The following is a 16,228-nucleotide window of genomic DNA, read 5'->3' on the forward strand; positions in this document are numbered from 1 at the left end:
AGGATTGCAATCCTGCATTTTTTCTATATTAACTCTACCTTTTTTCGAATCACAATTTTATCAATATCATCTTCTTCATCACCAATATATAAGCCACGTTCTTTTAAGTATGTTTCAAAATATAAATCCGCTTCTGCACGTTCATCATAAGGTTTTACAGATAAAACAAATCCTAATTTGTTTTGTTCCTCTAAATGTGAGGTAGAGATATAAGCAGGAGTATTATGGCGTAAAAAGAGTTCTTTAACAGGAATAATCATATCTTTCATTAGTTTTGATAGCATGCTCATCTCAAAATCAAAATTAAAACGATCGATACTAGATAGATCAGCAAATACCACTCCAATAAACCCTGTATTAAATACTTCTTGAAATTCAGCGTCTTGATTATCGTAAAAATTTTTTTCAATTAAGTAATTTTTAAAATAAGCAACACCATCAGCTTCTTCAAAAGGTTTTGTTGAAAGAACAAAACCGATTTTCTTTTGTTTATGTAAATACACACAAGACATATGTGCAGATATATTATGTTCTTTAAACAAAGAACTTGTTGCACCTGCCAAACCATCTAATACATGATGGACAATTTGTAACTTTTTACGAGCAAAATAATAGGATTTTTTTTGTAGTTCCAATGTATCAATAAACACAGCGCCGATAAAGCCTGTATTTGAGATAGTAGGTGTATGCTTTTTTCTTCCTCTGCGCTTGTTTTGAGCCATTGTAAAAATCATCCCTTCAAGTACGATTAAAATAAAAGAACGTTTGTTCGTATATTTATATTTTACTATTTAATTGCCGTAAAGTAAAGGGATTTTCATCAAAAAACAATAAAAAAGACACCTTTTAAAGGTGCCTTGAACGTGATAGGGAAGAGGTTTCGACCCACTTAATTTGTAATTTATATTATGAAACAGAGACAAGCTCTTCTGCATCGTCTACATCTAAATGACAATCCATTGTACGTACATCTTGATCTTCATGACTTCCGAAATAAATAGTAATTTTCATATGTATCGCTCCTTTATTCTAGGAATACCTAAAATAATTACTAGTAATGTTACTGCTTATTATATACCACTTTTTCCATTTCGACAATCTTATCCAGTTTATAAAATATCTTTGTGAATATTAAGAATTTTTGTTACGATACAATTAATTAAACGCAAGGAGGAATTAACATGTCAAAAACTTTAAAAACATTCTTAAATGAGGGAAGAGGAGTGAATAGCATTTAAGCTAACTTAGCACTCCTACTTCCGCAAAGAATATAAATATCGGAAAGTAGGAGAACGTTTGAAGAAATATACACTAGCAAAACATAATATTTCTATTTTATTTTGGGTTCATATTTTTGGAACAATTAGCTTTTTACAAGCGGTTATGACGTTGTTTTATGTGGAAAGAGGATTAACTCCTTCCAATATTTTTCTCGTATTAATGTGCTGGAGTGGAGCGGTTCTAATTGGAGAAGTACCAGCAGGCGTGTTTGCAGATTGGTTCGGTTTAAAACTCTCTTTTATAACAGGCACTTGCATAAAGATTATAAGTATTTCTATATTGTTTTTTGCTGATGACATATGGTTATTTTGTTTATATAGTTTATTAAATGGTTTATCAGTCACTTTCTTCTCAGGTGCTGATGAATCTTTAAAAGAAACAAATGAACAACATCTTATGGATAAAGCAATGGGCAAGATCCAATCAGCTAGCTTTATTTCAATGCTAATTGCTGTTATTTTCGGATCTTATTTTGCGAAAGATTTGAAGGAGGAACAATTTCAAATTTTAATTTTAGTTGGGTTACTACTCCATTTTGTAGAATTGATTTTACTTTTATTTGTTAAAAATCCAGTAGCGGGATATGAATATGATGGTTCATCCTATTCACAAATAGTCGAAGGGATACAAGTTATTCGAAAGGCACCACAGTTACTCATTATGTTTTTAAATGTATCTCTTGTATTCATTCCGGCAAGTGCAGTTTTTGACAACTATGATCAGTTACTATAATAAATAATGGGCTAAAGCCTCTTATCCATTCCCTATAAGGAGAGTGCTTATCATGATTATTAAGTTCATTCGTTTCCGTTAATTTAAGGTACATTACATTTATACTCATTCATTTTTTTAGTGAATTTTGGGTTGTTTGGGTGTACCTTTTTTTAAAATGACCAAATTCGAATGAAATGAGGAATGAATCATGAATGAAAAGATAAATAAAATTAATGGAATTGATATATGCACAGAGTGTTTTGGAAACCCTAATCATCCAGCGACCTTACTGATTATGGGCGCAATGTGTTCGATGGTATACTGGGATGGAGAGTTCTGTCAAAGGTTAGCAAATACAGGTCGATACGTTATTCGATATGATAATCGAGATGTTGGGCGTTCCGTTGCCTACGAGCCAGGAAGCTCTCAGTATACTGTGGTAGACATGGCGGATGATGCTGTTGGAGTGCTCGATGCATACGATATTAATCAAGCACATATTGTTGGAATGTCTTTGGGAGGTATGATTGCTCAAATTATCGCAGTAAGACATCCTCAAAGAGTTCTAACAATGACTTTGATTGCATCAAGTATTTATGGGTCTGATGAAAATAATCGAAATTTACCGCCAATGGATGAAGACATTCTTACTTATCATGCGAATGGAAGTAAATTAGATTGGACAGATAACGAATCTGTTGTGAATTATTTGGTTAGAGGATCAGCATTACTCTGTGGACCAAAGCATAAATTTGATGAACAAAGAGTTACGAATCAAGTAACAAAAGAAGTAAAGCGAGCAAACAATCTACTCAGTATGTTTAATCATGCACTGCTTAAAGATGATGATTACTACGAGGGGAAATTAAAAGAAATAAATATACCTGCGCTAGTTATTCATGGCACAGAAGATAAGGTACTTCCGTATGAGCATGCTTTGGCTCTTGTTGATGAAATTCCTAATGCATCGTTACTAACACTAGAGGGAACCGGTCATGAAATTCATTTCGACGATTGGGCTAATATAATTAACGCTATTTTGAAACATACTTCAAGAGTATAGGAAATTACACAATCTAAATTCAACATAGAAAGCATTAATATTCTTACTATTAAAAATATAATTACCCAAATTAAAAACTGATAAATCAAGGATATTTAGAAAATTGTATTACCATAGAAAAAAAGATAACAGAGTAATCTTCAACGCTTACACTATTTCATTTATTATTTCAAACAAGCGGATTACCGGATACATTTGAGGAAAGTAATAATAGTCTTAAAAAACGCATTGTCCATGAAGACATGAATATTGATTTTGATGAAATGATAACACTGACTAAGACGTTAAAACCACATTTTGCACCTAATAAGATAAAAAGAGCTTATTATGCAGATATAAACTTCGATATGCTTGGAAAAGTAATTGAAACAATTACGAATGCCACATTAGAAGATGCATATAAGCAGTTAATTTTTGCCCCATTAGACCTCAAGAATACCTATTTTCTAGAAGATGAACATGATTTCGTTCCTAATGTTTTTTATAAGAATATTAGCCTTTACCGCCCCAAATTTATCAAAAGTAGTCGTGCAAGCGGTGGTGGTATTTCTACAACTCTTGAATTAATGAGATTTATCAAAGCTTTCTTTGGAGGAAAGCTGTTTAATAAGAATATTTTTCATGAACTAAAAATATATAACAAATTACAAGGTTCAATGTTTCCAATTCAATATAGTAGTGGATACATGCGAATTCCATTAAATGGTCTTGCAACACTTTTTATGGGAAAAGGCGAGTTGATAGGGCACTCCGGCACAACAGGATCATTTGCGTTTTATTATCCTTTGAAAGATTTATTTTTTGTTGGAGATGTAAATCAAATGGAAAACCCTGCACTTCCTATACGCCTGGCGATGCGTCTTGCTATGTCCCTAAAATGAAAATTCTTTTCAAATAAAAATGAGTGCTTTAGTGACATATGAATCATAGAAATGATCGAACTTTTTTAAAATATTTACAAACATAGATTACTGATATGATAATTGATATTTATAAAACAAAAATCCTCTTCCCATATGGAAGAGGATTTTTTACTAGGAATCCATCAACTCTCGAACAATTTCATTTAATTGATAGATTCCTTTCGTAAGATCTTCCACAGATGCATAGCTATACGATAGTCGAATATGCTGATCAGACTCTTCTCCATAAATACGCCCTGGGTTAAGAAGTATTCCTCTAGCTAACGCTTTTGCGTATAGTTTTTTCATTGGAATTTTCGGCTTTATTTTTAACCATATAAAAAATCCACCGCTAGGAACATTCCATTCTGTAATATTCTTACAGTATATATTCAATGCTTTAAGCATCACGTATCTTCGCTCCTGTAGCTGTTTTCTCACAGATTCTACATGCCTCTCATATAAGCCGCTAGATAACCATTCAGCAGCAACTCTTTGTGATAAAGAGCTAGAACCATAATCCGTTTGCATTTTTATATCTGATAATCTTTCAATTACAGGTTCGGGACCGATAATCCATCCAATCCTCAAACCTGGACTTAGCGTCTTTGATAAACTCCCGATATGTAATACATGTCCGTGTCTATCCATTGCTTTTAATGGGAAAGGAGGTGATCCGTCAATCCACAACTCTCGGTAAATATCATCTTCAATAATAGGAAGTTGTTCTTTCTCACATACTTTTATAAGTTCTTTCCGCCGATTTTCTGACATTAAAGTTCCGGTTGGGTTATGAAAACTAGGAATAGAATATAAAATTGTTTTCTCACCAGTGTATTTATTTCGTCTAGATAGATCACTTGGTAAAATCCCTTGATGATCGATTGATACCCCTGATAAATGCATGCCTGCTGATTGAAATACATGTAGCGAATAGAGATATGAAGGTTGTTCAAGTAATACTGTAGATCCTTTATGGAGAAGACCAACAGATATCAACTGTAAAGCCTGCAAGGCACCAGAGACAATTAATATGGAAGATGGAGAAACTTGAATACCAAATGATTTTACATAATTACTAATAGCTTCACGTAAAGGTAGAAAACCCTTTGGTTCTTCATATCCAAAAACAGTGAGATTTTTAGATACTTCTTGCATGACTGATTGCATTGTTTCTAATGGGAAAATATCAGAAGCAAGTTCTCCTTTACTAAGGTGAATGAATTTTTTATTTGATTCCACTTTATTTATTTCTTGAACCATTCCTTTACTTGGTTTATGTAAACCTGCTTTTACATACTCATCCCAATTAGGCGGTGGGTCAGTAGCTAATAGGGTCCATGTATTATTGACCACAATTGTACCCATACCCATCTTTCCTTTGATTAAACCATCTGCTGTTAGTTCCTCTAATGCAGTAATAACCGTACTTCGATTTACATCAAATATCTGTGCCAATTTTCGTTGGCTTGGTATTTTGCTACCTATGGGCCATTCTCCATTTGTAATTTTTTCTTTCATATAATCCATAATCTGTTGGTACTTAGGAGATTGTTTATTCAACTTTCGATCATACGTACTCATAAAAAGCTCCCTTTTTTCCACTAATGAACTAGAAAGTGGTTGGTTTTTTCATTAAAGAAGTGGTTGAAGACATTTTATCAACGATTGAATATTATGAAAAGAAATAATTAGAAAAGGAAAAGTGGTTGGCTTTTTCTATATGAAAGGAATGAATGATATGAAAAATAGTAATTGGAATTTCCGTATTTTATTTGCGCACTGCATTACGATTGTTCTTTGGGGTTCTGCATTTCCTGGAATTCGTGTTGGTCTTGAAGCGTATACACCGGAACACCTTACACTACTACGTTTACTAATCGCTTCATTAGCTTTATTTATTTTGGCAATCATAAGTAAAATGCGTCTACCAGAATTAAAAGACATACCAGTAATATTCATACTAGGCGGCTTGGGTTTTACCGTTTATCATATCACCTTAAATTACGGAGAGAAAAGTGTGAGTGCAGGCCCTGCAAGTTTGATTGTATCAGTCACCCCTATCTTTACTGCAATTCTTGCTCTTATATTTTCCCACGAAAGATTTAAACTATGGGGATGGATAGGAGCAGCAGTTAGTTTTATAGGGGTAGCATTTATATCAATGAGTACAGGTGATGTATTCCAATTCAATGCTGGTATATTACTTATACTTCTTGCTGCATTTTCAGAAAGTCTATTCTTTGTTTTTCAAAAACCATTTCTAAAACAATATGGAAATCTGCCCTTTACTGTATATACGATATGGGCAGGAACTTTATTAATGCTAATTTTTTTACCAGGACTCGGCTCTGAAATAGTAAAAGCTCCTATAGAGATTACTCTTAGCGCTGTGTATTTAGGTCTTTTTCCAACTGTACTTCCTTATATCGCCTTGGCTTATATAACTTCTCATGCTGGAGCCTCTGAAGCAACGAGCTCACTTTATTTAACACCAGCTTTTGCATGCTTTATCAGCTGGATATGGTTGGGAGAGATTCCAACTATGTTATCTATACTTGGGGGTGTCATAATAATATTTGGCGTTGTACTTGCGCATATAAAAAGCGAGAAAGATCACTACATACGAGTGAAGAAAATAAAAAGTTTATAAATAAGTTACATTCACTTTGAATATTTCAAAATCCATAAGTAAAATAGGAAATGAATGGAATGAGACGAATCTAGAAGAATACGAAATCTTTTCGGAAATGTTATTAAGATATTTGAATTCCACAAAGAAACAATTACTAAACAAGGGTTTTTCAATAAATTCATAATCAGTTATTTCAAAGGAGTTTTATATGGTAAACATACAATTAAAAATCGTGACAAGGGAAAATTGGGAGGAGGCATTAAAATTACGAGTATCCAAGGACCAAAAGCAGTTTGTACCATCTGTTGTTGTATCACTTGCAAAAATATATATAAAACCAGATGGCGATAACGTAGAATATATACCATTTGTTATATACGATAACGATGTAATGGTTGGATTTATTATGCATGCCTTTGATAGAAATACAGAAGACATGTATTGGGTTAATGGTTTTATGATTGATGAAAAATATCAAGGAAAAGGATACGGAAAATCCACTTTAGTAGAAATGATTAAATGGATTACCAATCATTTTTCTCAGTGTAAAGAGATTCGTCTAACTGTTCATAAAGAGAACACTCGAGCAAAAAAATTATATGAAAGTTATGGTTTTGTAGATCTTGGTCATGTTTATGATGGAGAACAAGTATATTGTTTAACTTTAATTAAGAAAAAACGTGAAAATAAGCTTATTTAGAGGTGTATTCAAAATCCATTCACGATAGTTATAGAAGAGAAAAAAATAATAATAAGGATGTAACGAAAATAAATACTATAGAGCAGTTACTGCATAAAGAGGAGGAACCTAATTGAAAACAAAATTCCATCATATTGTAAGAGGGATTATTATAAAAAATAGCAAACTTTTAATAGCAAATTACAAAGGACATCATTCTTTTTTACCAGGTGGCCATGTGGATTTAGGAGAACCTGCCGAATGTGCATTAATTCGCGAATTAAAAGAAGAAATAGGTATAGATTGTGAAGTTAAGCGTTTTTTAGGAGTGATTGAAAACGAGTGGCAAGATAGTGAGACGCTTCATTATGAAATTAACCATGTTTTCGAAGTCTATAGTAAAGACTTACATAGTGATATAACACCGATTTCTAAAGAATCTCATTTGGAATTTCATTGGGTTATTCCTAATCATGAAAATCTAATTACATATAAAATAATGCCCGAACCCTCTGTTCAAAGATTAATAGAAAAGGTACAAAAAGAAGATTTATCAAATTGTTGGATTAGCAATTTATAAAGTATTTTCTGCATAGCGTTGGGTACTTAAGTGTTAATAATACTGCATAAGTACCCAACTTATTCTTTCCCACTCCAATTCGCTTTGAAATTCCCCATAGTTTCTAGGATTTAATACATGAACAGCTTCCCAAAAAGAGCTGGAATCCTCATCAAGTAAAAATAATCCATTCACCCCGATAAATTTAAATAGCATTTTCTAATTCCATATTATTAAAATCACTTTTATTATTTCGTTTATAAAAATGAATCCAACATACAAGCTATCTAAAAATAGGCAACCGAACAAGGTACATCACCCAGTAAAAGCTCATATTTTGTTGTTGTACGTATTGAAATTGATTTATAGATTCTATATCTATCGCTGTTTATTACAGAGATTAAATAAGCAAAAAACATAGAAAAACATCGATGAATTGCGCTGGATAGAAGCTTAAATTTATAAACGGAGGTCATAAAAATGAATGAATTTCAACAAGAACTGCAATCATTAAATTTAAATGATTATCAAGCTGGAAATGTTGTGTATTGGGATCAACAAAACCAATATCCATATTATTATGTTCAAGAAGATGCTCGTCAACAATTTGGTGGTTGTGGACGTTGCGGTGGATGTGGTGGTTGCGGGCGTTGTGGCGGATGCGGACGTTGCGGTGGATGTTTCAGATGTTTCAGCTGCTTTAGTTGCTTTGGTTGCTGGAGCTGGTGGTTCATTTAAGTTTGAAACATAGGTAAAGTTTTGTATAAAAGAAAAGTGCATATACATGATTGGATTACAAAAGCACTTTTCTTTCATTTTATAGAATAGACAAATTAAAGGATAATTTCTGTTTCTAACGAATTTAATATTCGATATAGAGTTCATATCGAGGTGAATAATACATTGGATACATATCAGAAATTAGTTTCATGGGTAGAAGAGATAAAAGAACGGAATCATAGTTCTGCAGCAGCACTTTTTATTATAAAAGATAATGAAGTGGTACTTGAACATTATAGTGGAAAACATTCTAATACTGAAAACAGCGTCTCCATAACAGCTTCTTCACAATTTAATGTTGCTTCGGCTAGAAAAAGTTATTTAGGTTTAGCAGTTGCATATGCACTTTATGAAGGGAGGATAAAGAATCTCGACGAATATGCAGCTGATTATTTTAAAGACTATGATAGAAATTTGCTTGCTAAAACAACATTAAGACATTTAGTAACCCATTCGCATGGTTTAAATGAAAAAGAAGACGGGACTATTTATCGAGAATTTGAACCTGGAAAAGGGTGGGCATATAGAGATATTAACGTACGTATGATAACACGTCTTATTTATCAGCTATACCAAAAAAGATTCCCTGAATTATTAAAAGAACGTATTTTTATACCTGCAGGTTTTAAGGAAACAGGATGGAGAAAAAAACATTATGAGAATTTGGTAAAGGTAATAGTAAATCCCCATGAAGAAGCAATTTGTAGTACTGGGATATCAGATGATGGAACAGAAAAAAATCTTTTTGTTTCTGCTAGAGAATTCGCCTATTGGGGAAATTTACATTTAAATGAAGGACACATAAACGGGAAACAAATTGTACCGAAAGAGGTCATTAAAATTGCAGCAAGTCTTCAAAGTCCAAAATACGAAAACATGGACTTACCACAAAACGGGTGCTTTTGGTTTGTGCAAAACACACCAGCTTTACAAAGCGAACTTGGGGAAAGGGTACCTAAAGGTTCGTATCAAATATTAGGCATTACAGGACCCACCATTTTAGTTATTCCTGAATACAATGTTGTCGTCGCTAGAATGTATAACAAAAGATATAACTATGGGGGCGAGAACTATCTGTATTATTTACGAGAATTTAGCAATTTAGTCGCTGATACATTTCGTGTCAGTAAAAATGACCCAATTAGGGTATAACTACTTTTATAAAAAAGGAGTGAGCCTTAATGAAAAAGCAGTCGAACAAAAATAATAAACAAACTGTAAAAGATATGAGTACCGAACAAAATGCTATATATAGTGATCCAAAAGATGCTGCCAATATGCAAACTGTTCCCCAACCAAAAGATTATGAGGAAATTGAATATTAATTATACGACTTTCTTATGAAAGAAAAATACATCTTTAGCCCCATAAAAATAAAGATAGTATTTGGTACTATATATATAAGCATTTGAAAATGTCTTATCTTAACACAGCTTTTTACAATAAATCCGTATTTAATCTAATCGACAAAAAGACGTTTCTTAACGAAGCGTCTTTTTGTTTATTTTATACAAGATACAAATTTCCAGTCTTAAATTAGTATCTTGCATTTCACCCTGGATATACTAAATTGTGATAAATCATAACATGATAAGAGAGGGACAGTTAGCATGAAACAAGCATCTATAAATCCATGGCTTATTGTCCTAGGCACAATCATTGTACAAATTGGTCTTGGAACGATTTATACATGGAGTTTGTTTAATCAACCTTTAGTTAGTAAATTTGGATGGGATCTTAATACTGTAGCTATAACCTTTTCCATTACCAGCTTTTCTTTATCATTTTCAACTTTGTTTGCAGGGAAATTACAACAAAAAATGGGACTTCGGAAACTTATTGCAACCGCAGGAATTGTTCTTGGGATTGGATTAATACTTAGCTCACAAGTTTCCTCATTACCATTACTTTATTTACTCGCTGGTGTCGTGGTAGGATATGCAGATGGAACAGCCTATATCACATCATTATCAAATTTAATTAAATGGTTTCCAAATCGGAAAGGTTTGATCTCTGGTATATCAGTTTCGGCGTATGGAATGGGAAGCCTAATTTTTAAATACGTGAATGGAATGCTCATTGATACAGTGGGTGTTTCGGAAACTTTTTTATATTGGGGTACTATTGTATTAATTTTAGTCCTTGTGGGATCTTACTTCTTACGTGAAGCTGCGACAAATGAAATAGTATCTGAAACATTAAGTCATAACTACTCACCGAAAGAAATGTTACGCACAAAACAAGTTTATTTATTGTTTTTTATGCTATTTACATCATGCATGGGTGGCCTATATTTAATCAGTATGGTAAAAGATATCGGAGTTCAACTCGTAGGACTTAGTGCTGCCACCGCAGCCAATGCAGTTGCGATGATTGCGATTTTTAATACTGCAGGCCGAATTATTCTTGGGACATTATCAGATAAAATAGGTCGATTAAAAATCGTTTCAGCAACTTTTGTTATAATTGGTTTATCTGTTTTCACACTCAGTTTTATGAATTTAAACTACGCTATTTATTTTATATGTGTTGCAAGTGTTGCATTTTGTTTCGGGGGCAATATTACCATATTCCCCGCAATCGTGGGTGATTTCTTCGGTTTAAAAAATCATAGCACAAATTACGGAATCGTATATCAAGGATTTGGCTTTGGAGCGCTTGCAGGTACATTTATCGGAGCGCTATTAGGTGGATTCCAGCCAACTTTCAATACAATCGGTATACTATGTATTGTTTCCTTTATTATTTCTATTTTCATTCGACCACCGAGCAAAGAGAAGAAGAAAGAAACACAAAAATTATATCGAAAAACAGCTTAACATTTTGCATGTGTTTTGTATAGAAAAGAGCCCTAATTGAATATTAGGGCTCTTTTAAGAGGGAATTAAATTGTTTATTTCCAGAGTACGTTACCATAAAGCAAATTATAACAGTCAATTCCCTATGCGATTTTGAATCCACTATGTAACAACCAAATTCCACAAATGCACCTAATAGACTTAAAATAAATAATCCTTCAAACAATTTTTTGATGTTAACCCCACATTGAATTAAAAATTCATTAAACGTTCTCCACTTATGTCTTTTCTTTTTATGAGGTTTTATTTCATCCATCTACAATCATTTTTTCTACTAATAAATAAAAATAAATGATACCCTAAAAACTCCATATAATTACATTTTAAATTTACTAGCAAGGGAATACAACGCTTTATATAGAACTGTATATTAGGAATTTATTAAGGGGTTCATATGGAAAAAGTAACTGTAACATACGTACTACTTTATGATACGTTTCGAGAAAAAGCATTGATGGTTAAAAATATAGGGAAAAATGGTTCTTATTTCACTTTACCAGGCGGTGCAGTTGAAGTTGGTGAAACGTTAGAAGAAGCAGCCATTCGCGAAGTAAAAGAAGAAACAGGATTAGATATAGAGGTAGATGGGATTTTTTCAATAAGTGAAGCATTTTTTGAAGAAAAAGGGCACCATGCTATGTTTATTAACTTTGTAGGAAAAATTACAGGTGGAGAAATACATATATCAAGGCCTGAAGAAATCGGGGAAATTACATGGATGAAGTTACAAACTGTAGAAACATATTTACGACTTCCCGAACATTTAAAAGGTCTATTGCAAAGAAAAGAAACTGTACCATATATTTTTAATGGGACAATTATTCACGAGTAATAAAACATTTATTTTAAGATGAAACAGATATGGGAGGAACGATACTTGATAACCAAGAATATTCCATTGAAAATATATTAGAGTAATCGATTCAAAATATTACTGAAAGTATCACCTTTTAATCATTATGTACAGAAAAAATAGAGGGGGAGGAGGGATAACTATGCAAGTATATAACGAAATATTTAAAAGCGAAAAACTTGAAGAACTTATTCTGAATGAAAGCGGAGAAATACTAGGAAGTTTGAATAACAAAGAGATGTTTATTAGTAGTTTTATTGATTATTTTACAAAAGCATACGGTAATTCGAAATGTAATTACATTGATCTATTTGATATTGGCAGTCCAGACTATATGAAAATTGAATTCATTGATAACAAAGTATTTGTTACTGCTTCTTTGTTTGCGGGATTGTCTTTATGGTTAGATAAAAAAGCGCTAGGAAAAGTAACAGCTACTCTAGAGGGTGTTTATTCATTTATATTGATTGATAAAGATGACAACATTATTACATTAGATGAAAAGTTACATCTAGAAGAGAGTTCTTTTGCTATTATAAATTTTAAAGTAGAAAAACTACAAAGTATCGATCAATATTTTGATGACTATACGATTATATAAGTAATAGTTGCTTTGCATTAATATTAAAAACGCCTTATATATTTTCTTGTCGTTATTACAAACAAATAGTACATAGAAACAAATGGAAAAAGGGGTAAAACCATGGATTATAACACATTTCTTAAACAAGTCATTAATGGAGATTGGGAGTCAACTCAAAAAGGTTTTATTGTTTATACTCCTGAAAAAACTATTGAATATTTTGAAGATATCTCAAATGAAAAAGATATATTTTTAGCTGATTTTAAGTATGTTGAAGATTTATTTTTTGAGACATGTTCTAATGTCATAGAAAAATTTTCTCATTCTGAAAATAATAAAGATGTATTTGTACTCGCATTGTACGTCGATACTGAGGGAGGCTACTTTGGTATATCAATAAATACCGAACAGGCATACGGAAAGCTAGTTGATAAATGGTATTCTGATGAATCAGAAGAAGAGCTTAATAGCTTATATGGAATTCGGTACCATGATTCATCATTTCCGTTTACCTTTTTCAATGAATTAACCACCCCACAATTAGAAGAAATCTCAAATGCATACTATTGTATAAATACGGAGCATCCAATACTTAATGTTGAAAGAAAGATAGCATTTCATAAATCGTTTTTTGAAGAGCAGCTGGTTTTAATAGGAATCAATGTAATGAATAGACTTAAAAACACATTTTCGTTGTTGGATACAACAGAAGATTTCTTCGCCTATGTAACTCTACATGATGTTGGTGCTGAAGTTTACGAATTGTTAATAAAAAAAACGGTTCCTTATTCATTGTTCAATAAGCTATTTCCAGAAAACAAATGAAACTAACATAAAAATAAAAAGTATTTCTATTTTCTATAATAAGTTTAGATTTTTTAACAACTTTAAAAGCCTTCTGTCATTCAAATATACAGAAGGCTTTTTTATTTTTGAGATACAATTAAATAATTTTATTATCTCTGTACTGATAGCGATTTTTGTTTTATTTAATTCGTGAAGGACTAATATGCTCTAACCATAGAATTCCATCATATTGCTGATTAGGTATCATAATTTCATCTGTTACTCCCCAATACTGTCCTATAATAGGCGTATACATCCAAGAAGTTTCAGGGCGATTTTCCTCACCTTTTAAATTTACAAATACTTGCGGATGGTGCGCAGCTTTTAAAACTTGCTCAATACTATTGGCTTCATGTTTTTCCTTTACATAGATAATAGTTTTATTGTCTATAGAGTCTAGGCTACTTCCACTATATGCAAACAAACCAATAGTATACATTTGGTCTTTTATACGTTTTGACAGATAATCTATCATATTTGGCCCTAAGAATCCATATTTGTAGGTTTCAGTCCAATCTTGGATCATTATCTTCTGTAGACCACACGTTAGAAATAGCTTTCTTCATAGCTTGTTCAGCTGTTAAATCATCTATATTTTGATACACAGCATTCGCTTCTGCAAAGCCTGATTCAAATGCAATCACATCATAACCCATTTCTTCATGCAAATACTTAAGCATTCGAACTTTTGATTGATTCATTTCGGTTGAACCATGAGTAGATTGACCTAATAAGACAATACGTTTGTCTTGTAAGGTTTTCTTTAAAAATGATAAATCCTCATTAGAACTAGCAGTAGTGGGTTCCTGTAATTTAAATGCATGTTCACTAACCCATTTCTGCCATTTTTGTTGATCTGCAAGTAATTCTTCAGCAGATGCTACAGTCGAAAACATTGTTAGTGCAAATAAAGTAGTTACTAATCTTTTTTTCCATTTCGAAAACACACATACCCCTCCTAAATTTATATAAACTTTATTACATAAACCTAATCATCTATGATTCATGTAAACAAAATGGATGCAATTAGATTTATACATCTATACTAAAGGATATAATTTATACAAATCAAAAAGAAAAAGGAAATAATTCTGTTAAATTTAAAAATTCTACCAATTAAAAAGATGTAAAAATAATCCCCAGAAGAGAACCCGAGGAAGTATGCTATATAGTTGCTCCAAATATAGAGCAGATAGCAGCAGAAAAAAGGGAGGGTATGAAGATCTACAGTGAATAAAAATGTTACTCCAATTTCAATAGCTAAAATAGACAGAACATTAGTTCTTTTCTATGATATAGAAGAAGATGCACACCTAATTTATATCTATTAAAAGGAGAGAATCAAAGTGGTTGACAGGAGCAAAAAGAAGTCTAAATGTACACTGGAAAAAGACGAAATGATTAAGCTTTATTTAAAAGGGGAGAGCACGTCAAATATTGCAAAAATGGCTAATGTTTCACCTAGATATGTTCGGATGGTTTTAACGGATAACAATGTTGAAAAGAGAGCAAGAGGGAGCTGGAAACGAAAATATCATTTAAATGAAGATTACTTTAAGAATTGGTCTAATAATACGGCATATATATTAGGATTTTTTATTGCAGATGGTGTCATTACAAAAGATAATCAAACCGTAAGTATTTCTCAAAAAGAATCGAGAATTTTAGAAGATATAAAAATCGAACTCAATTCAAATCAGCCGTTGTACCAAAATAAAAACACTGGCGTTTATATGTTAAATTTAAATAGCAAAATCATGAAATTTCGTAAGTTTTGTTGGTGGTTCATATCACTTTATGAATTCTTTAAAACAAATTCTTACGGAATACAACTATCAACCAAAATTCATTAATAAAGAAAAACAATATCGTATATATTTAAGTGGTAAAAATACCATTAAAAAATTCTCGGAATGGATTTATACCGACAAAGAATTATTTTTACAACGAAAACATGAAATTTTCCAACTAAAAAAATAGTTTTTGTGAATTTATACTAAAACAAACTCGATCAGTACGTATGCACGACTAATTATTTAGCGTACGTACTGTTTTTTTATCTGTACATTATATCTGCTTACTCAAAAAGTAATTGAAGTATCCAAAACTAACGGTGATTGAAAATAAAAAATTTAGATAGCGAAGGGGAAAGATAGTAATAACTATAAATAAGTTTACTACTTTTTTCTAGTAGACATAATATATATTATCAGAAGTTATATAAATAAAAGGTTTTTAGGTCTCATATAGCGAGTAAACTATACATTTTGAGATAAAACGAGGATTTTCAACGCGATTTACATCTAATTATAATTTTGTAGATCACAGCAAATTTATGCTGAAATTTTACTGATGTATTTATGATTATGATACTGAAGATTATAAATGAATTTATGAATGAAAAATTTTTATAAACTAAATCCGATTTTAATCAATCAATTCATTTATAAAATTTCTCTCCAAATTTTAATCGTT

At 31.8% G+C, this 16,228-nt stretch carries 13 protein-coding genes and 4 pseudogenes; 14 read left to right on the forward strand and 3 right to left on the reverse strand.

The window, feature by feature from the left end:
• Window positions 1–23: 23 nt before the first annotated feature.
• Window positions 24–734, reverse strand: coding sequence for a hypothetical protein (locus LOK41_RS13360; RefSeq protein ID WP_241816943.1), 711 nt, complete (start codon window positions 732–734; stop codon window positions 24–26).
• A gap of 562 nt (window positions 735–1,296) precedes the next feature.
• Here LOK41_RS13360 and LOK41_RS13365 point away from each other — a divergent pair.
• The 3 genes and pseudogenes from LOK41_RS13365 to LOK41_RS13375 all read left to right on the forward strand — a co-directional run.
• Window positions 1,297–2,010: pseudogene (locus LOK41_RS13365) on the forward strand (MFS transporter); the annotation flags it as partial.
• A gap of 193 nt (window positions 2,011–2,203) precedes the next feature.
• The gene (mle, locus tag LOK41_RS13370) at window positions 2,204–3,058 is read left to right on the forward strand and encodes an alpha/beta fold macrolide esterase (protein WP_241816946.1); all 855 of its coding nucleotides are present in this window, start codon (window positions 2,204–2,206) and stop codon (window positions 3,056–3,058) included.
• A gap of 155 nt (window positions 3,059–3,213) precedes the next feature.
• A pseudogene (locus tag LOK41_RS13375) lies at window positions 3,214–3,939 on the forward strand (serine hydrolase domain-containing protein); the annotation flags it as partial.
• Window positions 3,940–4,092: 153 nt separating this feature from the next.
• Here the strand turns inward: LOK41_RS13375 and pdxR are convergent.
• Window positions 4,093–5,544 carry a MocR-like pyridoxine biosynthesis transcription factor PdxR gene (pdxR, locus tag LOK41_RS13380; RefSeq protein ID WP_241816947.1) on the reverse strand — a complete coding sequence of 484 codons (1,452 nt, stop codon included), beginning with the start codon at window positions 5,542–5,544 and terminating at the stop codon, window positions 4,093–4,095.
• Window positions 5,545–5,701: 157 nt separating this feature from the next.
• Here pdxR and LOK41_RS13385 point away from each other — a divergent pair, with 157 nt between their 5' ends.
• From LOK41_RS13385 to LOK41_RS13430, 10 genes are all read left to right on the forward strand, one after another.
• Window positions 5,702–6,613, forward strand: coding sequence for a DMT family transporter (locus LOK41_RS13385; RefSeq protein ID WP_241816949.1), 912 nt, complete (start codon window positions 5,702–5,704; stop codon window positions 6,611–6,613).
• Window positions 6,614–6,803: 190 nt separating this feature from the next.
• Window positions 6,804–7,295, forward strand: coding sequence for a GNAT family N-acetyltransferase (locus tag LOK41_RS13390; protein WP_241816950.1), 492 nt, complete (start codon window positions 6,804–6,806; stop codon window positions 7,293–7,295).
• Between the two features lie 112 nt (window positions 7,296–7,407).
• A complete protein-coding gene (locus LOK41_RS13395; protein ID WP_241816951.1) occupies window positions 7,408–7,854 on the forward strand; it encodes an NUDIX domain-containing protein in 447 nt (148 codons plus the stop codon).
• Between the two features lie 459 nt (window positions 7,855–8,313).
• Window positions 8,314–8,571 carry a heterocycloanthracin/sonorensin family bacteriocin gene (locus tag LOK41_RS13400; protein WP_174099828.1) on the forward strand — a complete coding sequence of 86 codons (258 nt, stop codon included), beginning with the start codon at window positions 8,314–8,316 and terminating at the stop codon, window positions 8,569–8,571.
• Between the two features lie 165 nt (window positions 8,572–8,736).
• A complete protein-coding gene (locus LOK41_RS13405) occupies window positions 8,737–9,765 on the forward strand; it encodes a serine hydrolase domain-containing protein (protein ID WP_241816953.1) in 1,029 nt (342 codons plus the stop codon).
• A 29-nt stretch (window positions 9,766–9,794) separates the two neighbouring features.
• Window positions 9,795–9,938, forward strand: a complete 144-nt coding sequence (locus LOK41_RS13410; protein WP_174099824.1) for a hypothetical protein — start codon at window positions 9,795–9,797, stop codon at window positions 9,936–9,938.
• A 285-nt stretch (window positions 9,939–10,223) separates the two neighbouring features.
• On the forward strand, window positions 10,224–11,432 hold the full coding sequence (locus LOK41_RS13415) for an L-lactate MFS transporter (RefSeq protein ID WP_241816954.1): 1,209 nt from the start codon (window positions 10,224–10,226) through the stop codon (window positions 11,430–11,432).
• Window positions 11,433–11,865: 433 nt separating this feature from the next.
• On the forward strand, window positions 11,866–12,303 hold the full coding sequence (locus LOK41_RS13420; RefSeq protein WP_241816955.1) for an NUDIX hydrolase: 438 nt from the start codon (window positions 11,866–11,868) through the stop codon (window positions 12,301–12,303).
• 163 nt (window positions 12,304–12,466) lie between these two features.
• Window positions 12,467–12,925 (forward strand): hypothetical protein, encoded by a 459-nt coding sequence (locus LOK41_RS13425; RefSeq protein ID WP_241816957.1) that lies wholly within the window; start codon window positions 12,467–12,469, stop codon window positions 12,923–12,925.
• Between the two features lie 102 nt (window positions 12,926–13,027).
• The gene (locus LOK41_RS13430) at window positions 13,028–13,732 is read left to right on the forward strand and encodes a hypothetical protein (RefSeq protein WP_241816959.1); all 705 of its coding nucleotides are present in this window, start codon (window positions 13,028–13,030) and stop codon (window positions 13,730–13,732) included.
• 160 nt (window positions 13,733–13,892) lie between these two features.
• Here the strand turns inward: LOK41_RS13430 and LOK41_RS13435 are convergent.
• Window positions 13,893–14,700, reverse strand: a pseudogene (locus LOK41_RS13435) (erythromycin esterase family protein).
• Between the two features lie 450 nt (window positions 14,701–15,150).
• On the opposite strand from LOK41_RS13435, the pseudogene LOK41_RS13440 reads away from it, so the two are divergent.
• A pseudogene (locus LOK41_RS13440) lies at window positions 15,151–15,733 on the forward strand (LAGLIDADG family homing endonuclease).
• Window positions 15,734–16,228: the final 495 nt, after the last annotated feature.

This window comes from Bacillus sp. TL12, assembly GCF_022625245.1.
Taxonomy (GTDB): Bacteria; Bacillota; Bacilli; order Bacillales; family Bacillaceae_G; genus Bacillus_A.